The organism is Streptomyces formicae, from assembly GCF_002556545.1.
Taxonomy (GTDB): Bacteria; Actinomycetota; Actinomycetes; order Streptomycetales; family Streptomycetaceae; genus Streptomyces; species Streptomyces formicae_A.
The window spans coordinates 5610204-5631143 of the sequence record NZ_CP022685.1 but is presented as its reverse complement, the minus strand read 5'-3'; the positions used below and the strand labels follow the sequence as shown (position 1 = coordinate 5631143).

General features: G+C 71.4%; 25 protein-coding genes. 4 read left to right on the top strand and 21 right to left on the bottom strand.

What is annotated here, in order from left to right; translation table 11 throughout:
• Positions 1-11 precede the first annotated feature (11 nt).
• The 4 genes from KY5_RS24625 to tsaB are packed head-to-tail and all read right to left on the bottom strand — an operon-like array spanning position 12 to position 2572.
• Positions 12-269, bottom strand: a complete 258-nt coding sequence (locus KY5_RS24625; RefSeq protein WP_098244265.1) for a hypothetical protein — start codon at positions 267-269, stop codon at positions 12-14.
• Complete coding sequence (gene tsaD, locus KY5_RS24620; RefSeq protein WP_098244264.1) at positions 266-1390, bottom strand: tRNA (adenosine(37)-N6)-threonylcarbamoyltransferase complex transferase subunit TsaD; 1125 nt, start codon at positions 1388-1390, stop codon at positions 266-268. The genes KY5_RS24625 and tsaD overlap by 4 nt, the downstream gene beginning before the upstream one ends.
• Complete coding sequence (gene rimI, locus KY5_RS24615) at positions 1383-1865, bottom strand: ribosomal protein S18-alanine N-acetyltransferase (protein ID WP_199843622.1); 483 nt, start codon at positions 1863-1865, stop codon at positions 1383-1385. Before rimI ends, tsaD begins: the two co-directional genes overlap by 8 nt.
• Positions 1866-1915: 50 nt before the next feature.
• Entirely contained in the window at positions 1916-2572 is a 657-nt protein-coding gene (gene tsaB / locus KY5_RS24610) for a tRNA (adenosine(37)-N6)-threonylcarbamoyltransferase complex dimerization subunit type 1 TsaB (RefSeq protein WP_098244262.1), read from the bottom strand.
• A 154-nt stretch (positions 2573-2726) separates the two neighbouring features.
• On the opposite strand from tsaB, the gene KY5_RS24605 reads away from it, so the two are divergent.
• Positions 2727-3275, top strand: coding sequence for a hypothetical protein (locus KY5_RS24605; protein WP_098244261.1), 549 nt, complete (start codon positions 2727-2729; stop codon positions 3273-3275).
• Positions 3276-3853: 578 nt separating this feature from the next.
• On the opposite strand, the gene tsaE is transcribed toward KY5_RS24605, so the two are convergent.
• The 6 genes from tsaE to KY5_RS24570 all read right to left on the bottom strand — a co-directional run bounded on the left by tsaE (position 3854) and on the right by KY5_RS24570 (position 9716).
• Entirely contained in the window at positions 3854-4366 is a 513-nt protein-coding gene (gene tsaE, locus KY5_RS24595) for a tRNA (adenosine(37)-N6)-threonylcarbamoyltransferase complex ATPase subunit type 1 TsaE (protein ID WP_098244259.1), read from the bottom strand.
• Positions 4367-4376: 10 nt separating this feature from the next.
• Complete coding sequence (locus KY5_RS24590; RefSeq protein WP_199843206.1) at positions 4377-5609, bottom strand: alpha/beta fold hydrolase; 1233 nt, start codon at positions 5607-5609, stop codon at positions 4377-4379.
• Positions 5610-5632: 23 nt separating this feature from the next.
• Positions 5633-6802 (bottom strand): alanine racemase, encoded by a 1170-nt coding sequence (gene alr, locus KY5_RS24585; protein WP_098247455.1) that lies wholly within the window; start codon positions 6800-6802, stop codon positions 5633-5635.
• 62 nt (positions 6803-6864) lie between these two features.
• Positions 6865-7761, bottom strand: coding sequence for a L,D-transpeptidase family protein (locus KY5_RS24580; RefSeq protein WP_098244258.1), 897 nt, complete (start codon positions 7759-7761; stop codon positions 6865-6867).
• A 103-nt stretch (positions 7762-7864) separates the two neighbouring features.
• Positions 7865-9301 (bottom strand): NAD(P)H-hydrate dehydratase, encoded by a 1437-nt coding sequence (locus KY5_RS24575; protein WP_098247453.1) that lies wholly within the window; start codon positions 9299-9301, stop codon positions 7865-7867.
• A 46-nt stretch (positions 9302-9347) separates the two neighbouring features.
• Positions 9348-9716 (bottom strand): holo-ACP synthase, encoded by a 369-nt coding sequence (locus tag KY5_RS24570; RefSeq protein WP_098244257.1) that lies wholly within the window; start codon positions 9714-9716, stop codon positions 9348-9350.
• Between the two features lie 58 nt (positions 9717-9774).
• On the opposite strand from KY5_RS24570, the gene coaA reads away from it, so the two are divergent.
• Together coaA and KY5_RS24560 are read left to right on the top strand one after the other, a co-directional pair.
• Positions 9775-10773 (top strand): type I pantothenate kinase, encoded by a 999-nt coding sequence (gene coaA / locus KY5_RS24565; RefSeq protein WP_199843204.1) that lies wholly within the window; start codon positions 9775-9777, stop codon positions 10771-10773.
• Positions 10774-10795: 22 nt separating this feature from the next.
• Positions 10796-11743: a DUF389 domain-containing protein gene (locus tag KY5_RS24560; RefSeq protein ID WP_098244256.1), complete on the top strand. Its 948-nt coding sequence runs from the start codon at positions 10796-10798 to the stop codon at positions 11741-11743.
• Positions 11744-11762: 19 nt separating this feature from the next.
• Here the strand turns inward: KY5_RS24560 and glmM are convergent, their stop codons facing one another.
• The 4 genes from glmM to KY5_RS24540 form a co-directional block, all read right to left on the bottom strand.
• The gene (gene glmM / locus KY5_RS24555) at positions 11763-13121 is read right to left on the bottom strand and encodes a phosphoglucosamine mutase (protein ID WP_098244255.1); all 1359 of its coding nucleotides are present in this window, start codon (positions 13119-13121) and stop codon (positions 11763-11765) included.
• A gap of 138 nt (positions 13122-13259) precedes the next feature.
• The gene (gene rpsI / locus KY5_RS24550; RefSeq protein WP_055548454.1) at positions 13260-13781 is read right to left on the bottom strand and encodes a 30S ribosomal protein S9; all 522 of its coding nucleotides are present in this window, start codon (positions 13779-13781) and stop codon (positions 13260-13262) included.
• A gap of 42 nt (positions 13782-13823) precedes the next feature.
• Positions 13824-14267: a 50S ribosomal protein L13 gene (gene rplM, locus KY5_RS24545; protein WP_030782512.1), complete on the bottom strand. Its 444-nt coding sequence runs from the start codon at positions 14265-14267 to the stop codon at positions 13824-13826.
• A gap of 187 nt (positions 14268-14454) precedes the next feature.
• Positions 14455-15606: a glycosyltransferase family 87 protein gene (locus KY5_RS24540; protein WP_418952812.1), complete on the bottom strand. Its 1152-nt coding sequence runs from the start codon at positions 15604-15606 to the stop codon at positions 14455-14457.
• 191 nt (positions 15607-15797) lie between these two features.
• On the opposite strand from KY5_RS24540, the gene KY5_RS24535 reads away from it, so the two are divergent.
• Positions 15798-16667, top strand: a complete 870-nt coding sequence (locus KY5_RS24535) for a hypothetical protein (RefSeq protein ID WP_098244253.1) — start codon at positions 15798-15800, stop codon at positions 16665-16667.
• A 24-nt stretch (positions 16668-16691) separates the two neighbouring features.
• On the opposite strand, the gene truA is transcribed toward KY5_RS24535, so the two are convergent.
• The 7 genes from truA to infA all read right to left on the bottom strand — a co-directional run bounded on the left by truA (position 16692) and on the right by infA (position 20935).
• Entirely contained in the window at positions 16692-17546 is an 855-nt protein-coding gene (gene truA, locus KY5_RS24530) for a tRNA pseudouridine(38-40) synthase TruA (RefSeq protein WP_098244252.1), read from the bottom strand.
• Positions 17547-17627: 81 nt separating this feature from the next.
• The gene (gene rplQ / locus KY5_RS24525) at positions 17628-18119 is read right to left on the bottom strand and encodes a 50S ribosomal protein L17 (RefSeq protein WP_098244251.1); all 492 of its coding nucleotides are present in this window, start codon (positions 18117-18119) and stop codon (positions 17628-17630) included.
• Between the two features lie 146 nt (positions 18120-18265).
• Positions 18266-19288, bottom strand: a complete 1023-nt coding sequence (locus KY5_RS24520) for a DNA-directed RNA polymerase subunit alpha (protein ID WP_016645160.1) — start codon at positions 19286-19288, stop codon at positions 18266-18268.
• 176 nt (positions 19289-19464) lie between these two features.
• On the bottom strand, positions 19465-19869 hold the full coding sequence (gene rpsK, locus KY5_RS24515) for a 30S ribosomal protein S11 (RefSeq protein WP_003948617.1): 405 nt from the start codon (positions 19867-19869) through the stop codon (positions 19465-19467).
• A gap of 65 nt (positions 19870-19934) precedes the next feature.
• The gene (rpsM, locus tag KY5_RS24510; RefSeq protein ID WP_030782528.1) at positions 19935-20315 is read right to left on the bottom strand and encodes a 30S ribosomal protein S13; all 381 of its coding nucleotides are present in this window, start codon (positions 20313-20315) and stop codon (positions 19935-19937) included.
• 227 nt (positions 20316-20542) lie between these two features.
• On the bottom strand, positions 20543-20656 hold the full coding sequence (rpmJ, locus tag KY5_RS24505) for a 50S ribosomal protein L36 (RefSeq protein ID WP_003948619.1): 114 nt from the start codon (positions 20654-20656) through the stop codon (positions 20543-20545).
• A 57-nt stretch (positions 20657-20713) separates the two neighbouring features.
• Complete coding sequence (gene infA / locus KY5_RS24500) at positions 20714-20935, bottom strand: translation initiation factor IF-1 (RefSeq protein WP_003948620.1); 222 nt, start codon at positions 20933-20935, stop codon at positions 20714-20716.
• Positions 20936-20940: the final 5 nt, after the last annotated feature.

Here is a 20940-nt window from a genome sequence, read left to right as displayed (position 1 = left end):
CGGCGGCGGGGCTAGCGCTCCTCGACCGACTCGAACCGCCACCTGTGCACGAGCCGCGTCACCAACTCCGGTGAGGGCTCGGCCAGTTCGGGCAGCTCGGCGTCCAGCGAGGCGTCCCACCACGTGATGACGAGGACCCGGTCCTGCGGCGCCCGGAAGGTCTCACGCCGCAGTGGCTCGCCGGACAGCTCCTGCGCCCGCGCCCAGGCGAGCAGGTCGTCCCCGCGCCCCTCGACGGCACGGGCCTCCCACATCAGCGCGACGCTCACGAGTACAGGTTCTCCTTGCTGACCTCGTGCACGTGATCGTGGTCGTGGCCATGGCCGTGCGTGTGTGCGTGCCCCGGCACGTGCGGCTCCGTCACCGGCAGCGACGAGTCCGCCGACAGGTCCCAGTCCGACGCCGCCCTGTTCCGCGCCACCATCTCGGCGCCGAGGGCCGCGACCATCGCGCCGTTGTCCGTGCACAGCTTGGGCCGCGGCACCCGAAGGCGGATCCCGGCCTTCTCGCACCGCTCCTGCGCGAGCGCGCGCAGCCGCGAGTTCGCGGCCACGCCGCCGCCGATCATCAGGTGGTCGACGCCCTCGTCCTTGCAGGCCCGCACGGCCTTGCGGGTCAGCACGTCGACGACCGCCTCCTGGAAGGACGCCGACACGTCCCGCACCGGCACGTCCTCGCCCGCGGCCCGCTTCGCCTCGATCCAGCGGGCGACGGACGTCTTCAGGCCGGAGAAGGAGAAGTCGTAGGCGGGGTCGCGGGGCCCGGTGAGCCCGCGCGGGAACGCGATCGCGTTCGGGTCGCCCTCGCGCGCGTACCGGTCGATGACGGGCCCGCCGGGGAAGCCGAGGTTGAGCACCCGGGCGATCTTGTCGAACGCCTCGCCCGCCGCGTCGTCGATGGTCGCGCCGAGCGGCCGTACGTCCGAGGTGATGTCGGCGGAGAGGAGCAGCGAGGAGTGACCGCCCGACACCAGCAGCGCCATGGTCGGCTCGGGCAGCGGCCCGTGCTCCAGCTGGTCCACGCAGATGTGCGAGGCGAGGTGGTTGACGCCGTACAGCGGCTTGCCGAGGGCGTACGCGTACGCCTTGGCTGCCGAGACGCCGACGAGCAGCGCGCCCGCGAGCCCGGGGCCCGCGGTCACCGAGATGCCGTCGAGGTCCTTCGCGCTCACCCCCGCCTCCTTCAGCGCGCGGTCGATGGTCGGCACCATCGCCTCCAGGTGCGCGCGGGAGGCGACCTCGGGCACGACGCCGCCGAAGCGGGCGTGCTCGTCGACGCTGGAGGCGACGGCGTCGGCGAGCAGGGTGGTGCCGCGGACGATGCCGACGCCGGTCTCGTCGCAGGAGGTCTCGATGCCGAGGACGAGGGGTTCGTCGCGCGAGTCAGCCATGAATCTCGGTTCCTTGTACGCCGGTTGCGGAGGTGGAGGGATCGGTGCGGCGCATGACCAGCGCGTCCACGTTGCCTGGCTGGTAGTAGCCGCGCCGGAAGCCGATGGGCTCGAAGCCGAAGCGCTCGTACAGCTTCTGCGCCCGGGTGTTGTCGACCCGCACTTCCAGCATCACCTCGGCGCACTCGAAGGCGGTCGCGGCGCGCAGCAGGTCCGTGAGGAGCCGGGCGCCGAGGCCGGTGCCCCAGTGGTCGCGGGCCACGGCGATGGTCTGGACGTCGGCCAGGTCTCCGGAGGCGGCGAGCCCCGCGTAGCCGACGAGGCGGTCGCCGTCCATGGCCACCACGTAGCGGCGGGTGGCGAGGGGGCCGCGCGCGTGGGCGAGCTCCGACCAGAACATGCCGCGCGACCACGCGTCGTCCGGGAAGAGCTCCTTCTCCAGGACGAACACCGGATCGATGTCCCACCAGCGCATCTCGCGCAGCACGGCGCCGTCCGTCTCCTGGGTCGCCTGGATCGCCTCGGTCACTTGGGGGTGACCACCTTGTAGTTCTTGGGCACCTGCGCGTCGGGACGGCGCAGGTACAGCGGCCGGGGCTCGAGGAGCTCCTCGCCCGCGGCCAGCTTCTCGGCGGCCAGCGAGGCGAGCGCGGCGGCCGACACGTGCTCGGGGGCGCGCGCGTCGGGGAACGTGTCCGGATAGAGCAGCGCGCCCGCGCCGACGGCGGGCAGCCCCTCGACCTCGGCGGCGATGTCCGCGGGCCGGTCGACGGCGGCATCACTCGCACGAGTGCGTACGTCGTCGTAGCGCGCCCAGTAGACCTCTTTGCGCCGGGCGTCGGTGGCCACCACGAAGGGGCCCGACGCGATTCCGGAGGCGTACGCGAGGCCGTCCAGGGTGCACACCCCGTGCACCGGGACGCCGAGCGCGAGGCCGAACGTGTCGGCGGTCATCAGGCCGACGCGCAGTCCTGTGTAGGGGCCGGGGCCCACGCCGACGACGATGCCGGTCACGGCGTCGAGTCTGAGCCCGGCGTCGGCGAGCACCCGGTCGACGGCCGGAAGCAGCAGTTCTCCGTGACGGCGGGCGTCCACCTGGCTCGACTCCGCGATGACGGAGGAGCCGTCGTGGAGGGCGACGGTGACGGCGGGCGTTGCGGTATCCAGAGCGAGCAAGAGCACGCGAACAGCCTACGGCTCCGACGCCCGTCGCACGGCCGCACCGGCAGGGGGCCGCCGCACGGGGGACGGGGGCGCGGCTGCCCCGGGGAGGGGCGCGGCGGCTGCTACCGTCACCCCGTAGCCGTAGCAGTACGAAGAGGATGGGTGGCGCAAGGTGTCAAGGAGCAGCTCGGGATTCGTGGCCGGGCTCACCGCCGCTGCGCTCGCCGCGGTCGGCTTCCTCGCCTACCAGGCGTCCGCCAGCGCGCCCGACACCCTCGGCAAGCCCGAGAAGTCGCCGTCCGCCTCCGCGTCGCGCTCCCCCAAGGACAAGAAGAACCCCACGGCGCTGCCCGCGCAGTCCGGCACCGGCGAGCGGGTCGTCTACTCCCTGGGCGACGACCGCGTCTGGCTGGTCACGGCGGCGGGCAAGGTCAAGCTCACGTTCGAGGTCATGCCCGGCACGGTGGACCCGACCCCCGGCAAGTACGCCGTGACCTCCCGGACGGGCTCGGTCACCGGTACGGACGGCACCCCGATCGAGCACGTCGTGATCTTCACGACCAGCGACGGGGTCGCGATCGGGTTCAGCGCGGCCGTGGACGGCTCGACGCCCAAGCCCGACCCCGCGAAGAAGACGGGCGGCATCCGCGAGTCCCGCGCCCACGGCGACGCGATGTGGCAGTTCGCGGGAATCAGCCAGAAGGTCGTCGTCGTTCCCTAGCCCCGTCGCTCCTGGGGTCCGGGTCACTGGGCGGCGTGGAGACCACGCTCGCAGCGGCGCAGGACGCCAGCAGATCACTCATGGAGAACCGCGCGGGCTCCGCCACGCGCGAGGGCCCTGGCACCGGCAGCCCGTGCGGCTGCGGCTGTACGTCACGTTCTGAAGCCGACATGGATGCCTCCTGGGCTCCGGGGGCAGACGTGGTTAGGTAGACCTAACCAGCACCGGTATCCATGTCACCACGCCCGACACGCACCGCGCAACATTTTCCCGACGCGTTGTCGGAACGAGGGCTCGGGCCGACGAGGGCCCAGTCGTGACGCGGGGGCCGGTGCCGACCGCAGACGGCGCGAGCGGCCCCGGGCCGCAGGCCGCAGGAGCTTGAGTCACCCGGAGCGCAGACGCCAAAGGCGCGGGCCGTACGCGACCCGCGCTGCCGAAAACCCACTCACCCAGCCAAGCCCGCCCCTCACCACGAGGCCAACGCAGGCGACAGCCCAGGGCGGCGCCAAGAACCCGAAAGACGACAGCCAGGTCACCGGCACCGCAGGCACATGCCCGCCAACGCCGCCCGCGGCCTACGCCGCGAGCAGCGTCAAGTCCTCGCCCGACCAGCGCGCCCCGAGGCCCGTCAGCGTGACCTCGCGGACCTCGTCCGTCGTGTCGCCGACCGCGCGGTCGATGACCACCCGCAGGCGGTCGTCCGAGAGTTCCTCGACCTTGCCGTCGCCCCATTCGACGACGATCACCGAGTCGGGGAGCGAGACGTCGAGGTCCAGGTCCTCCATCTCGTCGAGCCCGCCGCCCAGGCGGTACGCGTCGACGTGCACCAGCGCGGGGCCCGCGCCGAGCGGCGGGTGGACGCGGGCGATCACGAAGGTCGGGGACGTGACGGCGCCGCGCACGTCGAGGCCCTCGCCGAGCCCTCTGGTCAGCGTCGTCTTTCCGGCCCCGAGCTCACCCGTGAGCATGACGAGGTCGCCGGGACGAAGGATCTTGGCCAGGCGGCGGCCCAACTCGCCCATCTGCTCGGGGGAGTTGACCGTGATCTTGAGGGTGGTGGCCGGGGCCTGGTGGTGCGGTGCTTCCATACCGCCCACGTTAGCCCCTGGACGCCGCCGCACCGTCCGCCACCGGCACACCGCCCGCCCGCGCAAGGAGCTCCACGAGCCGTTCGGTGACCACCTCGGGGTGCTCCAGCATGACCATGTGCCCCGCGTCGGGGACGAGGACGAGCTCGGCGTCCGGCAGCCGCTCGGCGATCGCCTCGCTGTGCCCGCTCGGCGTCACCATGTCGTGCTCCCCCGCGAGGACCAGGACGGGCAGGTCCGCGAAGTGCTTGAGCGCCTCCGCCTTGTCGTGCTCGGTGAACGCCGGGTAGAACTCGGCGACCACGTCGATCGGCGTCGACTCGATCATGCGCTCGGCGAACCGCGCGATCGCCGGATCCACGTCCTTGGACGAGAACGAGTAGCGCTTGATGACGCCCGCGAAGAGATCGGCCGTGGCCCGCCGCCCCCGCTCCACCAGCTCCGCCTGCGAGCCGAGCGCCCGCAGCACCCCGGGCAGCACCCGCCGCACCGCGTTCATCCCGGCCACCGGGAGTCCGAAGTTCACCTGTCCGAGCTGCCCCGACGACGTACCGACCAGGGCGACGCCGACGACGCGCTCGCGGATCAGCTCGGGGAACTGGTCGGCGAGGGCCATCGTCGTCATGCCGCCCATGGAGTGCCCGACCAGGACGAGGGGCCCCTCGGGCGCCGCCGCCTCGATGACGGCCTTCAGGTCGCGCCCCAGATCGTCGATGGAGACGGGCACGCCGCGCTCCAGCTGGTCGACGCCGCGCCCCGAGCGGGCGTGGCTGCGCTGGTCCCAGTAGACCGCCCGCACGACGCCGCGCAGGGCGGCCCGCTGGAAGTGCCAGGAGTCCTGGCTCAGGCAGTAGCCGTGGCTGAAGACGACGGTGACGGGCGGGGACGCCCGGCGCCCGCGGAGCCCGCGCCGCCGCGACGCCCTGCCGCCGTCCGGCCCGCCCGCCTCGCCCTCTTCGACCTCTTCGACCTCGTAGAAGAGCTCCGTGCCGTCCTCGGCGTACGCCGTGCCCGGCATGCCGCGCAGCGAGCCGTAAGGACCCGACGAGTCGAGCGCGAGCCGCGCCTTCTTGCGCATGCCACGGCCGACGGTGAGCCGCTCGATGGCGACACCCGCCGCGGCACCCGCGGCGATGACCCCTATCGCGGCACCGGCCACGCCCGCCCTGCGCCAGTTCCCCGCCGCGGCGGCGGCCTCCGTCACCGCTTCCACCGCGGCCGCCCCCGTGCTGCTCTCGCTCACGTGCCGCTCCTCCGTCAGATCCGTCAGTCGTCGTGCTGCTCGTCCGCTCCGGTCCGCTCGTTCACATAGACGCGCGGGACCCGCGATCCGATGCGCGTCACGATCTCGTACGCGATGGTGCCCGCGGCCTGCGCCCAGTCCTCCGCGGTCGGCTCGCCGCGGTCGCCAGGGCCGAAGAGCACCGCGTCGGAACCCACTTCGGGCTCGTCCCCGCCGAGATCGACCACAAACTGGTCCATCGCGATACGACCCGCCGCCGTCCGCCACTTGCCGCCGACCAGGACGGGCCCCGCACCGGACGCGTGACGCGGAATGCCGTCCCCGTACCCGGCGGGGACGAGGCCGAGCGTGGTGTCCCCCGGGGTCGTGTAGTGATGCCCGTAACTGACGCCGTGTCCCCCGGGAGCCCGCTTCACATGGGCGAGCGAGGCGGCGACCGTCATGACGGGGCGCAGCCCGAAGTCCTGCGGGGTGCCGATCTCGGGGCTCGGCGAGACGCCGTACATCGCGATGCCGGGGCGTACGAGATCGAAGTGGGTCTCCGGAAGGGTCAGCGTCGCCGGGGAGTTGGCGATGTGCCGCACCTCGGGACGGACGCCCTGCTCCTCGGCGTACGCCACCATCTCGCGGAACACCGTGAGCTGGGCGGCGATCGAGGGGTGGCCGGGCTCGTCCGCGCACGCGAAGTGCGACCAGAGGCCGGTGACCTTGACGGTCCCCTCGGCCTCGGCGCGCAGGACCTCGGTGATCAGCTCGGGCCAGTCGGCGGGCATGCAGCCGTTGCGCCCGAGACCCGTGTCGGCCTTGAGCTGGACGCGGGCGGTGCGGCCCGCGTCCCGGGCGGCGGCGGTCACCTCGCGCAGCGCCCACAGGGCGCTCACCGACATGTCCAGGTCGGCCTCGACGCCCTCGCGCCAGGGGTCACCTGGCGTCCACAGCCAGCACATGATCCGCCCCGGCAGGCCGGCGGCCCGCAGGGCGAGCGCCTCCTGAGGCGTCGCGGTGCCCAGCCAGTCGGCCCCCGCGTCGACCGCGGCCCTCGCGCAGGGCACCATCCCGTGTCCGTACGCGTCGGCCTTCACCACGGCCATGAACGCGGCGCCCCGCGCGCGGGCACGCAGGGCGCGCACATTGGCGCGGAGGGCGGCGAGGTCGATCTCGGCGCGGACACGGAAAGGGGCTGTCTCGTTCATCGCGGACAAGTGTCTCAGAGGCGACCGACAGCCCTTTCTCCAGCGGCCCAGGACCGCCCCGCTCAGGTGCCCGGCTTGCGTCCCCACACATAGACCCGGTCGCCCTCGAGGAGCGTCTTCCACAGCGCCTTGGCGTCGGCAAGCCGCATGTTCACGCAGCCGCGCGAGCCCGGCGGGCCGTAGACGTTGCCGTAGATGGCGTGGAACGCCTGCCCGCCGTCGAAGAACTGGCTGTACGGCATGGGGGTTTCGTACAGCGAGGACCAGTGGTTCTTGTGCTTCCAGTAGACCTTGTGCCAGCCGGTGCGGGTCGGGTATCCGGCCCGCCCCGTGCGGATCGGCACGGGCCCGAGCAGCACCTTCTCGCCCTTCTTCACCCACATCAGCTGCCGGGACAGATCGACGCAGGCGAGGCGGTACGCGCGCGTGGGGCACTTCTTCGTCGCCGTGGGGTTCTCGCGGGCGTCGAGCAGCCGCATCCTGGCCCAGGTCACAGGACCCGCGAACCCGATGGCGGGCCGGATGCCCTGCGTGCGCTGGAACGCCCGGATGGCCCGGCAGTCCGCCGCCGACTGCCTGCCGTCCACCGGGCGCCCCAGATGGCGCTCGGCCTGGCGCTGGTAGGGCCCGGCGCGCTTGGTGCAGACGGCGGCCGCGGCCTTGGTGACGACCTCGCTGGGCGGCACGTACTCGATGAGGGCGTCGGTCCCCGCGGGCGCCTCCATGGGCTCGACCGCGTCCTCGGCGGCGCCGGGCCGGTACACGTGCGGCGGCAGGGCCTGGTCGGGGGTGTCCAGCTGCCACGGGTGGGGCGGGGCGAGCGGGACGCCGGGAACCAGCGCGGGTGCCGCCGGGGCCGGTCGCGGCGGCGCGGGGTCCGCGGCCGCGGAGGCCCCGGGCAGCGCGGCGGTCAGGACGAGCAGCACGGCGAGTCCGCGGTGGGCTGTCTTACTGATCATGTGATGAGCGAACCCCGGACCGGCGCCGTGCCGCCGTCAGCCGCGCTCAGGTGCCCTCAGGTGTCACTCGAAGAGCAGCACGCCCACGTCGTGGAGCCGCTCCTCAGCGCCGTACGTCCCGCCAAGCGGCCGGAATCGCGTCGGCCACGTCGTGCGCCCCCACCGGCGCCCCGTCCGCGGCGAGCCGGGCCGCGAGGCCGTGCAGGTACGCGCCGACGGACCCGGCGTCCAGCGTGCCGAGACCCGCCGCGAGCAGCGAGCCCGCGAGCCCGGACAGCACGTCGCCACTGCCCGCGGTGGCGAGCCAGGGCGTCCCCGTGGGATTGACGCGTACGACGCCGTCGGCCGAGCCGACCAGCGTGGTGGACCCCTTCAGGAGCACGGTCGCCCCGTAGCGCCCCGCCAGCTCCCGTACGGCGGCGAGCCGTCCCGCCTCGACCTCGGCGCGAGAGACCCCGAGGAGCGCGGCGGCCTCGCCCGCGTGGGGCGTGAGCAGCGTGGGCGCGCGCCGCTCGCGCACGGCCCGCTCCCCCGCGAGCCGCAGCCCGTCGGCGTCGATCAGCACGGGCACCTCGGCGTCGACCACGTCCCGCAGCCGCTCCGCGTCGTCCCCGAGCCCAGGGCCCGCCACCCATGCCTGCACGCGCCCCGCCTTGGACGGCGGCCCCTCGGACACCAACGCCTCGGGGAACCGCGCGATGACGGCGTCCGCCGCGGGCCCCACGTACCGCACGGCGCCCGCGCCCCCGCGCAACGCGCCCGCGACGGCGAGCACGGCGGCCCCCGGATACCGCGCGGAACCGGCGACGATCCCGACCACCCCCCTGCGGTACTTGTCGCTCTCCCCGGTCGGCACCGGCAGCAGCCCCGCCACGTCGGCGTACTGCGGCGCCTCCACCACGGGCTCGCGCCCGGCCATGTCGAGCCCGATCCCGACGAGCCGCACCACACCCGCGTACTCCCGGGCGGGATCGACGAGCAGCCCCGGCTTGTACGCCCCGAAGGTCACGGTCACGTCCGCCCGCACCGCGTCGCCGCGCACCTCACCCGTATCCGCGTCGACACCACTGGGCAGATCGACGGCGACAACGGCCCCCGCGGACTCCCGCGCCAGCTCCGCGAGCCGAGCGGCACGGGGCCTGAGCCCCCCGCGCCCCCCGATCCCCACGATCCCGTCGACCACGAGCCGGGCCCCCCACACGAACCCCTCGGCCCGCTCGTCCTCCCCGTCCACCACGACACCGCCCGCGGCACGCAACGCGGCAAGCCCCCCGGCATGAACCCGCTCGGGCGAGAGCAGCACGGCACGCACGCCCGCCCCTCGCAGAGCGAGCCGCGCCCCCGCGTACAGGGCGTCCCCGCCGTTGTCCCCGCTCCCGACCAACAAGGTGACCCGCGCCCCGTAGACGCTGCCGAGCACCCGCGCGCACTCCACGGCGAGCCCCGCCGCGGCACGCTGCATCAGCGCCCCCTCGGCCAGCCGCCCCATGAGCTCCCGCTCCCCGGCCCGAACGCTCTCCACGCCATAAGCAGTACGCATGGCCCCAGTCTGCCCCGCGGACACCGGGCTCACCGGGCTCACCGGGCTATCCCTCCGCGATCACCACAGCGGAAGCGACCCCCGCGTCATGGCTGAGCGACACGTGCCATCCCCGAACCCCCAGAGCGGCTGCCCGCTCCGCCACGCTCCCCCGCACCCGCACCCGCGGCTGCCCGCTCTCCTCGACCCACACCTCGGCGTCCGTCCACCGGAGCCCCCCGGGCGCCCCCAGCGCCTTGGCCAACGCCTCCTTCGCCGCGAAGCGCGCCGCCAGCGAGGCGACCCCCCGCCGCTCCCCGCTGGGCAGCAGCAACTCCCCCGTCACGAAGAGACGCTCCGCCATCCCCGGCGTCCGCGCCAACGCGGCCCCGAACCGCTCGATCTCCGCCACATCGATGCCAACCCCGATAATCACCGGCTCAGCGTGACACACCCCACCCCGCCGACCGTTCAAACAGCCGTAACAATGGACTGTGATCTCTTCGGTCTCCGAGCCAACGAAGGCTCCGCGGAGCGCCCACCGGCACAAGCCGGAGGCGACTCCCTACGTCGACCTCACCCGCACGCAGTGGAGCGCGCTGCGCGCCAAGACTCCCCTGCCCCTGACCGCCGAGGAGCTCGAAAAGCTCCGCGGCCTCGGCGACGTCATCGACCTGGACGAAGTGCGGGACATCTACCTCCCGCTCTCCCGCCTGCTCAACCTCTACGTCGGCGCGACGGACGGCCTCCGCGGCGCCCTCAACACGTTCCTCGGCGAGAAGGGCTCCCAGTCCGGCACGCCCTTCGTCATAGGAGTCGCGGGCTCCGTGGCGGTCGGCAAGTCGACCGTCGCCCGCCTCCTCCAGGCCCTGCTCTCCCGCTGGCCCGAGCACCCCCGCGTGGAACTCGTCACCACGGACGGCTTCCTGCTCCCCACCAAGGAGCTGGAGGCCCGCGGCCTGATGTCCCGCAAGGGCTTCCCCGAGTCGTACGACCGCCGCGCCCTGACCCGCTTCGTGGCCGACATCAAGGCGGGCAAGGACGAGGTCACCGCGCCCGTCTACTCCCACCTGATCTACGACATCGTGCCCGGCCAGCGCCTCACCGTCCGCCGCCCCGACATCCTCATCGTCGAGGGCCTGAACGTCCTGCAGCCCGCGCTCCCCGGCAAGGACGGCCGCACCCGCGTGGGCCTCGCGGACTACTTCGACTTCAGCGTGTACGTGGACGCGCGCACGGAGGACATCGAGCGCTGGTACCTGAACCGCTTCAAGAAGCTGCGGAACACCGCGTTCCAGAACCCCTCCTCGTACTTCCGCAAGTACACGCAGGTCTCCGAGGAGGAGGCCCTCGACTACGCCCGCACCACCTGGCGCACCATCAACAAGGTCAACCTCCTGGAGAACGTGGCCCCCACCCGCGGCCGCGCGGCCCTCGTCATCCGCAAGGGCCCCGACCACAAGGTCCAACGCCTGAGCCTGCGCAAGCTCTGACCACGGCGACTACGCTGCGCGCATGCTGCATCTGCGCCTCATCACCCCCGCGGACAAGACCGACGAGGTGGTGCGCCTGATCGAGAAGACGGTCGGCACCACCCACCTCGCGGTGGTGCCGGGCGCCGCCCGCAACCCCGTCGGCGACGTCATCATGTGCGACGTCGCGCGCGAGGCGGGCGACGAGCTGATCGGCGGCCTGCGCGCGCTCGACATCGACAAGTCCGGCTCGATCGCGGTGGAGAACATCGACCTCTCGCTCTCCAAGCGCGCCGACAAGGCGGCCGACGAGGCCCCGGGCGAGGGCGCGGACGCGGTCCTGTGGGAGCAGCTCACCGACGCCACGCACGAGGAGTCGACGCTCTCCGTCACCTACGTCGCGTTCATCACGCTCGCCACGATGATCGCGGCCTGCGGCGTGGTGCTCGACAACGCGATCCTGATCGTGGGCGCGATGGCGGTGGGCCCGGAGTTCGGCCCGCTGGCCGGGTTCTGCACGGCCCTGGTGCGGCGCGCGCCCCGCCTCGCGCTGCGCTCGCTGATCGCGATCGTCGTGGGCTTCGCGGTGGCGATGCTGGTGACGGTGGGGTTCAGCTACTTCATGGACGGCGTCGGCCTGTTCAGCCAGGACATGCTGGACAGGGAGCGGCCCAACACGGCGTTCGTCTACGCGCCCGACTGGTTCTCGTTCGTCGTCGCGGTCCTCGCGGGAGCCGCGGGCACGCTCTCGCTGACCTCGGCGAAGTCGGGCGCGCTCGTCGGCGTCGCGATCTCGGTGACGACGGTCCCCGCCGCGGCCAACGCGGCGGTCGCCCTCAGCTACGGGGAACCGGGCCAGACCTGGGGCTCCACCGAGCAGTTGCTCCTCAACCTGCTCGGCATCGTCCTGGCGGGCACGCTCACGCTGCTGGCCCAGAAGTTCTTCTGGGCCCGCCAGCGCAAGCGTGCCGCGAGGTCACAACACTTCTAGGGCCTGAGGCCCAACGCCCTTATCCGAGCGCGGACTTGACCACGTCGGCGAGCCGCCCGGCCACCGATCGCGCCTGCTCGATGTCGGCGGCCTCGACCATGACCCGCACCAGCGGCTCGGTCCCGGAGGAGCGCAGCAGCACCCGCCCCGTGGAGCCCAGCTCGCGCTCCGCGTCGGCGACGGCGGCGGTCAGCTCGGCGGAGGTCGTCACCCGCGTCTTGTCGACGTCGGGCACGTTGATGAGGACCTGCGGGAGGCGCTCCATGACGCCCGCGAGGTCCGCGAGCGTCCGCCCGGTCTCGGCGACCCGCGCCGCGAGCAGCAGCCCGGTCAGCGTGCCGTCACCGGTGGTCGCGTGGTCGAGGATGATGACGTGCCCGGACTGCTCGCCGCCGAGGGCGAAGCCGTGCTCCTTCATCGACTCCAGGACGTACCGGTCGCCGACGGCGGTCTGCACCAGCGAGAGGCCCTCGCGCTCCATGGCCAGCTTGAAGCCGAGGTTCGACATGACGGTGCCGACCACGGTGTCGTGCCGCAGCGAGCCGTGCTCGCGCATGGCGAGGGCGAGCACGGCGAGGATCTGGTCGCCGTCGACCTCGGCACCGGTGTGGTCCACGGCCAGGCACCGATCCGCGTCCCCGTCGTGCGCGACGCCGAAGTCGGCCTTGTGCTCGACGACGGCGGCCTTGAGCAGCTCCAGGTGCGTGGACCCGCACCCGTCGTTGATGTTCAGGCCGTCGGGCTGGGCGCCGATCGTGATGACCTCGGCACCGGCGCGCGTGAACGCCTCGGGCGAGACGCGGGCGGCCGCGCCGTGCGCCTCGTCCAGGACGATCTTCAGCCCGTCGAGGCGGTTCGGCAGGACCCCGATGAGGTGCGCGACGTACTGGTCGAGCCCCTGGTCGTACGACTTCACACGGCCGACGCCTGACCCGGTGGGCCGCTGCCACGGGTCGCCGGTGCGGTGCTCCTCGTAGACGGACTCGATGCGGTCCTCCAGCTCGTCGGCGAGCTTGTGGCCGCCGCGGGCGAAGAACTTGATGCCGTTGTCCGGCATGGCGTTGTGGCTGGCGGAGAGCATCACGCCGAGGTCGGCGCCCAGCGCACCGGTGAGATGCGCCACCGCGGGGGTGGGCAGCACACCGACGCGCAGGACGTCCACGCCCGCGCTCGCCAGGCCCGCGACCACCGCGGCCTCCAGGAACTCCCCGGACGCACGTGGGTCACGGCCGACCACCGCGACCGGGCGATGGCCCTCGAAGGTGCCCACCTCGGCCAGCACGTGCGCCGCCGCCACGGAGAGTCCGAGCGCGAGCTCGGCCGTCAGATCCGCGTTGGCGACACCACGCACGCCGTCCGTGCCGAAGAGTCGTCCCACTGCTGTCCTCCGAACGTTCCAGAAAAGCCGATACCCCTGTCCCGGTGGTTCCCGGAGCCCCAGGGGTTCCTGATAGACGAACGCCCCGGCAGCACGGTACGTGCCGCCGGGGCGAACGAAAGTACAAGCAGGCAGCGATTAACGCTTGCTGTACTGCGGGGCCTTGCGGGCCTTCTTGAGACCGGCCTTCTTGCGCTCGACCGCACGGTCGTCACGCTTGAGGTAACCGGCCTTCTTGAGGGCGGCGCGGTTGTTGTCGACGTCGGCCTCGTTCAGCGCACGGGCGACACCGAGACGGAGCGCACCGGCCTGACCCGAGACGCCGCCACCCGAGATGCGGGCGATGACGTCGTAGCGGTCGTCGAGCTCGAGCACCTTGAAGGGCTCGTTGACTTCCTGCTGGTGGACCTTGTTCGGGAAGTAGTCCTCGAGCGTACGCCCGTTGACCTTCCACTTGCCGGTGCCGGGCACGATGCGAACGCGCGCGATGGCGTTCTTGCGACGGCCCAGGCCGGCGGCCGGCTGCGGGTCGCCGAAGCGCGCGGCGTTCGACTCCGAGGTGTACTCGCCCTCGACGGGCGCCTCGGACTCGGTGGTGTACTGCTCGACGTCAACAACCTCGGTCTCTTCGACCGGCTGCTCAACGGTGGTCTCGGCCACGATTCTCCTCAGAATTCTTTACGTCTTTGGGGGTGGCCGGAACTACTGCGCGACCTGGGTGATCTCGAACGGGACCGGCTGCTGAGCGCCGTGCGGGTGCTGGTCGCCCGCGTAGACCTTCAGCTTCGAGAGCATCTGACGGCCCAGGGTGTTCTTGGGGAGCATGCCCTTGACGGCCTTCTCAACGGCCTTCTCGGGGCTCTTCTCGAGCAGCTCGTCGTAACGGACGGAACGCAGACCACCCGGGTAACCGGAGTGGCGGTACGCCATCTTCTGGGTCTTCTTGTTGCCGGAGAGGTGCACCTTCTCGGCGTTGATGATGATGACGAAGTCACCGGTGTCAACGTGGGGCGCGTAGATCGGCTTGTGCTTGCCGCGCAGAAGGGTCGCAGCGGTGGTCGCCAGACGACCCAGGACGATGTCCCGGGCGTCGATGACGTGCCACTGGCGGGTCACATCGCCGGGCTTGGGGCTGTACGTACGCACTTCGTAGCCTTCGCTTCTTCAGTGGATGGGGTCCAGACACACGGCACCCAGGAAGCGATCATGCAGCTGGGGCCCACAATGCCGGGGACGCTGCCCGTATGCGAGCCACTGGTAACTGCTCCAGGGAACCTACGTAAGGGCCCTTTCGCGTGAGAACGAGGAAGCCAATACGTATCAGTCCCCGAGACTACCCGCGCTGCCCCGTACGGGTCAAAACGCGCACCCGGGGACGGGCGGTCCGGCTCCACCTCACCCGGCGGCCCTGCTCCTCCAGGTTAACCGTCCCGCCCGTCACACACCGCCACCCGACGACAGCGGCCAGCAGGCACAGCGTCACCGCGTCCTTGAAGGCCCGCCGCGTCCCCTCCTCCAGCCACGGCCAGGTGAACCCCGGCACCTGCGGCACGAGCGCCACCCAGAACCACGGGCTCCGCCCCACCGCCCCCGGCGTCAGCACCCCGGCGAGCAGCAGCGGAAGGACGACGAGGAGGTAGTGGTCGTACGAGGGCCGGGAGACCAGGAACGCCGCGAGCATCAGCATCACGGCGCTCTCCACGACCCGCGCCGCCCCCTCGCCGCCACGCCCCCACCGCCGCCACGCGCACCACACCCCGGCCGCCGCGGCCCCCAGGGCAAGCAGCGTCGCGGCCGACCGCGGCGCCCCGAGCCGCGCGAGCACCGCCGCGGGCGACGCCTCGTAGAGACGTACGAAACTGTCATCGCCCCGCACCAGGAACGGCAGCGTCCGCGTGAAGAAGCCCCCCGGATCCGGCAGCAGGAGCGCCACGGCCACCGAGAGGGCCACGGGCACCCCCACCGCGACCGCGAGGGCCCGCCACCGCCGCCCGAACACGAAGAGCAGCACGACGGGCGCGAGCAGCGGCTTCACCGCGACGGCGGCACCGACGGCGAGCCCCGCGGCGACCCACCGTCCCCGGCGGACGAGGAGCAGCGCGAGGGGCAGCACGGCCGCGGAGGCCACCGTCCAGTTACCCAGCGCGACGAGATGCCCGAAGGGCGCGAACCCCAGAGCGAGCCCGAGCAGCCCGAACACGGCGAACCTGCTCCCCAGGGCGACCCCGTGGATCCGCAGCGCACACCCCCACCCGAAGACGAGGCCCGCGGTGACCGCGAGGGGCACCAGGAAGCGCAGCACGCCGGTCGGCAGCACGGCCTGTGGCACCGCGGCGAGCACGGCCCCCGGCAGATACAGGAAGTGCCGGTCGGCATAAGGGGAACGCCCGTGGAGCCACGCCTCGGCGGCCCGCACCACGATGGCGTTGTCCATCCCTCCGTCCGGCACGGCGAGCCCCACGCGGACGCCCCCGGCGAGCAGCACCACCCCTAATACGGCCCAGGCGTGCCAGGACGCCGGAAGCAGCAGCCACCCCCGGACCGCACTCCCCCGCTCCCCCGCCCCCGCTGCCCCACTAACCTCCGATTTGCCCGTATCCATACGCCTCAGGCTAGGTCGAGCACCCCTCTCGGCCCCCGCTCAACATCCCCAACTCCCCGTCTAAGATGCGGCCCATGAGCTTTGGGCAAGGGGGACCTCAGTGGGGTCCGGGGGGAACGGGCGGGCCCGGCGGCGGACCCACGCCCGACTGGGCGGCGCTCGCCGAGGCCTCCGAGGCGCGCACCCGGCGCCGCAAGTGGCTCCTGATCGGCGGCGGCGCGTTCGCCACGATCGGCATCGCCGCCGCCGTCGCCATCACCGTCGTCTCCGCGAACAGCGACGACAGCTCCGCGTCGAACAAACCGGCCAGCGAGCTGCCCGCGACCGCGGACATCCCCGGCGCCAGCACGGACCCCGAGCCGTCCTTCAAGGAGACGACTCCGCCGCCCCCGCCGGACCCCAAGGACTTCATCTCCAGCGCCAAGAAGGACAAGGCGCCGCTCACCCCCGAGGGCCTCTTCCCCGGCAAGACGTTCACGTCGGGCGAGAAGGTCTACAAGAAGGGCGCGACCGACAGCACCAAGAAGTGCTCGGCCATCACCCAGAACGCGCTGGGCGCGGTCCTCGCCAAGAACGACTGCACCCGCCTGATCCGCGCCAGCTACATCCTGGACGGCATCGCGGTCACGGTCGGCGTCGCCGTCTTCGACACCTCGGCCGACGCCGCCAAGGTCAAGGAGCAGGCGGAGAAGGGCCTGGTCCACTCGCTGCCGGGCAAGGGCATCCCCACCTTCTGCCGCACCGGCGTGTGCCGGGGCACCTACAACGCCTACGGCCGCTACGCGTACTTCACCACCACCGGCTACCCCAGCGGCAAGAACGTCACGGACAAGGACACCAAGGCGTACTCCGTCGGCGACGACCTCGCCAGGCTGGCCTTCCAGCGGATCACGCAGCGGGGCGAGGCCCAGGCATCGGCCGCCGCCAACGCCCCGCAGCAGTAAGGCGGCCGCGAGCCGGGCCGGGGCTCAGCAGCACCCGGCCCCGGGCAGCGTCCGCTTGTTGCGCGCCTCCTTGCTGCGCGCGGCGAGCAACTCGTCGGCGGGGTAGCCGACTTCTTCGAGCGTGAGCCCGTGCGGCCGCACGACGTGCACCGCGGAGTCCCGCACCCCGGCCGCGAGCACCTTCGCGGGCCACTCCACGGGCCGGTGCCCGTCCCCCACGAACAGCATGGCGCCCACCAGCGAGCGCACCATGTTGTGGCAGAACGCGTCGGCCCGCACGGTCGCTTCGAGGATCCCGTCGTCCCGTCGCACCCAGTGCAGTTGCTGCAACGTCCGAATGGTCGTGGCGCCCTCGCGCTTCTTGCAGTACGCCGCGAAGTCGTGCTCCCCGAGGAGCGTCTCGGCGGCCGCGTTCATGGCGTCGAGGTCCAACTCCCAGTCGTGCCACAGCACATGGGAGCGCAACAGCGGGTCGACACCGCCCGGGTGGTCGGTCACGCGATAGGCGTAGCGCCGCCACACGGCCGCGAACCGCGCGTTGAACCCGGCGGGCGCCTCGGCCACCTTCCACACCCGCACGTCGTGCGGCAGCCGCCCCGAAAGCCTGCGCAGCAGCTTGTCACTGTGCTCGGCCCACACGCTCTCCGGCAGATCGACGTGGGCGACCTGCCCCCTGGCGTGCACCCCGCTGTCGGTGCGCCCCGCGACGGTCAGCTCGTACGTCTCCTGCGACCGGGTCACGGTCCGCAGCGCGCTCTCGATCTCGCCCTGGACGGTCCGCTGCCCCTGCTTCTGCTTGGCCCAGCCGGAGAAGTCCTTTCCGTCGTACGAAAGGTCCAGCCGCACCCGCACGAACCCGGGCTCTACCTCATCACTCACACCAACCATCCTCTCAGCAGGACCGACATGCGAAAGCGGGCCCGCCCCGAAGGGCGGACCCGCTCACAGAAGCGCTGGGCCTCAGGCGTCCTTGGACTCCTCGGCGGCCTCAACCGGCTTCGCGTCCTCGACGGGCGCGTCCTTCTTGAGGGCGTCTTCCTTGACCGCGCGCTTGGTCGCGGCCTCGGCCTCACCGGTGGCCTCCTGGGCCACGGTCAGGGCCTCCACCAGCTCGATGATCGCCATGGGCGCGTTGTCGCCACGACGGTTACCGATCTTGGTGATACGGGTGTAACCACCCGGGCGGTTCACGTAGCGCGGACCGATCTCCGTGAAGAGCGTGTGCACGATGCTCTTGTCGGTGATGACGGACAGCACCTGGCGGCGGTTGTGAAGGTCACCCTTCTTCGCCTTGGTGACCAGACGCTCCGCGTAGGGACGCAGACGACGGGCCTTCGCCTCGGTGGTGGTGATGCGGCCGTACTCGAAGAGCTGCTTGGCGAGGTTCGCCAGCAGAAGCTTCTCGTGCGCGGCGCTGCCGCCCAGACGGGCACCCTTGGCGGGCTTCGGCATGGTGTTTCTCCTTCATCGCTGCACCGGCCGTATGAGGTACCGATGACAGTGTCCGAGCAGGCGGTCGCCCGTCGGAGACCCGCGCCCCGTAAGGGGCGCGGGGAACTGCGCGACCAACCGAAGCGGCCCCGCAGCCAAAATCAGACCTAGTACTGCTCGGTCTCGACGAAACCGGCATCCGCGTCGTCGTCGGCGCCGAACGCGTCGGCGGCGGCGGTCGGGTCGAACCCGGGAGGCGAGTCCTTGAGGGCCAGGCCCATGCCGTTGAGCTTCATCTTGACCTCGTCGATCGACTTCGCACCGAAGTTGCGAATGTCGAGCAGGTCCGCCTCGGAGCGGGCCACGAGCTCACCCACGGAGTGGATGCCCTCGCGCTTGAGGCAGTTGTACGACCGAACGGTGAGCTCGAGCTCCTCGATCGGCAGGGCGAGATCGGCGGCAAGGGCGGCGTCCGTCGGGGACGGACCCATGTCGATGCCCTCGGCGTCGATGTTGAGCTCACGGGCGAGACCGAAGAGCTCGACCAGCGTCTTGCCGGCGGAGGCCATGGCGTCACGCGGACGCATCGCCTGCTTGGTCTCGACGTCGACGATCAGCTTGTCGAAGTCGGTGCGCTGCTCGACACGCGTGGCCTCGACCTTGTACGTGACCTTGAGGACCGGCGAGTAGATCGAGTCGACCGGGATGCGCCCGATCTCCTGACCGACCTGCTTGTTCTGGACGGCCGAGACGTAGCCGCGACCGCGCTCGACGGTCAGCTCCATCTCCAGCTTGCCCTTGCCGTTCAGCGTGGCGAGGACGAGGTCGGGGTTGTGCACCTCGACACCGGCCGGGGGCGCGATGTCGGCGGCGGTGACCAGACCCGGACCCTGCTTGCGCAGGTACATCACGACCGGCTCGTCGTGCTCCGAGGAGACGACCAGCTGCTTGATGTTCAGGATGAGGTCGGTGACGTCTTCCTTGACGCCCGGCACGGTGGTGAACTCGTGCAGGACACCGTCGATGCGGATGGACGTGACGGCCGCACCCGGGATCGAGGAGAGAAGGGTCCGGCGAAGGGAGTTGCCGAGGGTGTAACCGAAGCCCGGCTCCAGCGGCTCGATCACGAACCGGGAGCGGAATTCGTCGACGACCTCTTCGGTCAACGAGGGACGCTGAGCGATCAGCATGAAGTGATTCCTTCAGTCATGGGCACCCACTATTTGATGCCCTTGAGTACTGACAAGGGTACGGGCGATACGGCTCCGAAGAGCCGTACCGCCCGAAACCTCAGGTCAAGCGACGTAACGTCAGACGCGACGGCGCGGGTCACCTCCGCTCGCGCGGAGAGCGCCGTCACACAGCGTCAGACGCGACGGCGCTTGGGCGGACGGCAGCCGTTGTGCGGCGTGGGCGTCACGTCCTGGATCGAGCCGACCTCGAGACCGGTCGCCTGCAGCGAACGGATCGCGGTCTCACGGCCGGAGCCGGGACCCTTGACGAAGACGTCGACCTTGCGCATGCCGTGCTCCTGCGCGCGACGGGCAGCCGACTCGGCGGCCATCTGCGCGGCGAACGGCGTGGACTTGCGCGAGCCCTTGAAGCCGACGTGGCCGGCGGAGGCCCAGGAGATCACGTTGCCGGTCGGGTCCGTGATGGACACGATCGTGTTGTTGAACGTGCTCTTGATGTGCGCGTGGCCGTGAGCGACGTTCTTCTTTTCCTTGCGGCGCACCTTCTTGGCAGCGCCCTGACGACCCTTGGGGGGCATCTATAACTCCTACGGGAGGTGGTCGGTCCTGCAGCGTCAGCTGTCGATAGACCGCTGAGCGAGGACTACTTCTTGCCCGGCTTCTTCTTACCGGCGATGGCGCGACGCGGGCCCTTGCGGGTGCGGGCGTTCGTGCTGGTGCGCTGACCGCGGACGGGCAGGCCACGACGGTGACGAAGACCCTGGTAGCAGCCGATCTCGACCTTGCGGCGGATGTCGGCCTGGATCTCGCGACGGAGGTCACCCTCGGTCTTGATGTTGGCGTCCACGTACTCACGGATCTTGACGAGGTCTTCCTCGGTCAGGTCGCGAACACGGGTGTTGCGGTCCACCTCGGTGGCGTCCAGCGTCTGCTGGGCCAGCGTGCGGCCGATGCCGAACACGTAGGTGAGGGCGACCTCGATGCGCTTCTCGCGCGGGAGGTCAACACCTTCAACGCGTGCCATTCATGGCTCCTGTTGATTCTTCGGAGGTCTTCAGCAGAACCACTCCCGGTCGCCGTCCCCTCTTACGTGTCTTGCGCGAAGAGGTTTGGTACGAACCGGGTCCTCGGCCTCCGAGCCGAGGGTGTCGCCCTCCATGACCGGTGGAACACCGGCGGAACTGAAGAGGGACGGGTCCTGCGTATCTACTTACGTGCGTCGCGTGAAAATCTGCGAACTGCAGTCGTGCGTCAGCCCTGGCGCTGCTTGTGGCGCGGGTTGTCGCAGATGATCATGACCCGGCCGTGACGGCGGATCACCCTGCACTTGTCGCAGATCTTCTTGACGCTCGGCTTGACCTTCATTGGTGAGGTTCTCCGGGTCAGTGCCACCACCCCGCGCGAGCGGGATGCGGGCAAGATCTACTTGTACCGGTAGACGATCCGGCCACGCGTCAGGTCGTACGGAGACAGCTCCACCACGACCCGGTCGTCAGGGAGGATGCGGATGTAGTGCATACGCATCTTGCCGCTGATGTGTGCCAGGACCTGGTGGCCGTTCTGGAGCTCCACCTTGAACATGGCGTTCGGGAGAGACTCGACGACAGTGCCTTCGATCTCGATGGCACCTTGCTTCTTGGCCACGCTTC

What these genes read in the sequence shown, in the direction of transcription:
- tsaD (WP_098244264.1), bottom strand. Translation starts at nt 1,390, where the DNA reads ATGGCTGACTCGCGCGACGAACCCCTCGTCCTCGGCATCGAGACCTCC.
- rimI (WP_199843622.1), bottom strand. Translation starts at nt 1,865, where the DNA reads ATGCGCTGGTGGGACATCGATCCGGTGTTCGTCCTGGAGAAGGAGCTC.
- tsaE (WP_098244259.1), bottom strand. Translation starts at nt 4,366, where the DNA reads ATGGAAGCACCGCACCACCAGGCCCCGGCCACCACCCTCAAGATCACG.
- alr (WP_098247455.1), bottom strand. Translation starts at nt 6,802, where the DNA reads ATGAACGAGACAGCCCCTTTCCGTGTCCGCGCCGAGATCGACCTCGCC.
- KY5_RS24580 (WP_098244258.1), bottom strand. Translation starts at nt 7,761, where the DNA reads ATGATCAGTAAGACAGCCCACCGCGGACTCGCCGTGCTGCTCGTCCTG.
- KY5_RS24575 (WP_098247453.1), bottom strand. Translation starts at nt 9,301, where the DNA reads ATGCGTACTGCTTATGGCGTGGAGAGCGTTCGGGCCGGGGAGCGGGAG.
- KY5_RS24560 (WP_098244256.1), top strand. Translation starts at nt 10,796, where the DNA reads ATGCTGCATCTGCGCCTCATCACCCCCGCGGACAAGACCGACGAGGTG.
- KY5_RS24535 (WP_098244253.1), top strand. Translation starts at nt 15,798, where the DNA reads ATGAGCTTTGGGCAAGGGGGACCTCAGTGGGGTCCGGGGGGAACGGGC.
- rplQ (WP_098244251.1), bottom strand. Translation starts at nt 18,119, where the DNA reads ATGCCGAAGCCCGCCAAGGGTGCCCGTCTGGGCGGCAGCGCCGCGCAC.
- KY5_RS24520 (WP_016645160.1), bottom strand. Translation starts at nt 19,288, where the DNA reads ATGCTGATCGCTCAGCGTCCCTCGTTGACCGAAGAGGTCGTCGACGAA.
- rpsK (WP_003948617.1), bottom strand. Translation starts at nt 19,869, where the DNA reads ATGCCCCCCAAGGGTCGTCAGGGCGCTGCCAAGAAGGTGCGCCGCAAG.
- rpsM (WP_030782528.1), bottom strand. Translation starts at nt 20,315, where the DNA reads ATGGCACGCGTTGAAGGTGTTGACCTCCCGCGCGAGAAGCGCATCGAG.
- rpmJ (WP_003948619.1), bottom strand. Translation starts at nt 20,656, where the DNA reads ATGAAGGTCAAGCCGAGCGTCAAGAAGATCTGCGACAAGTGCAGGGTG.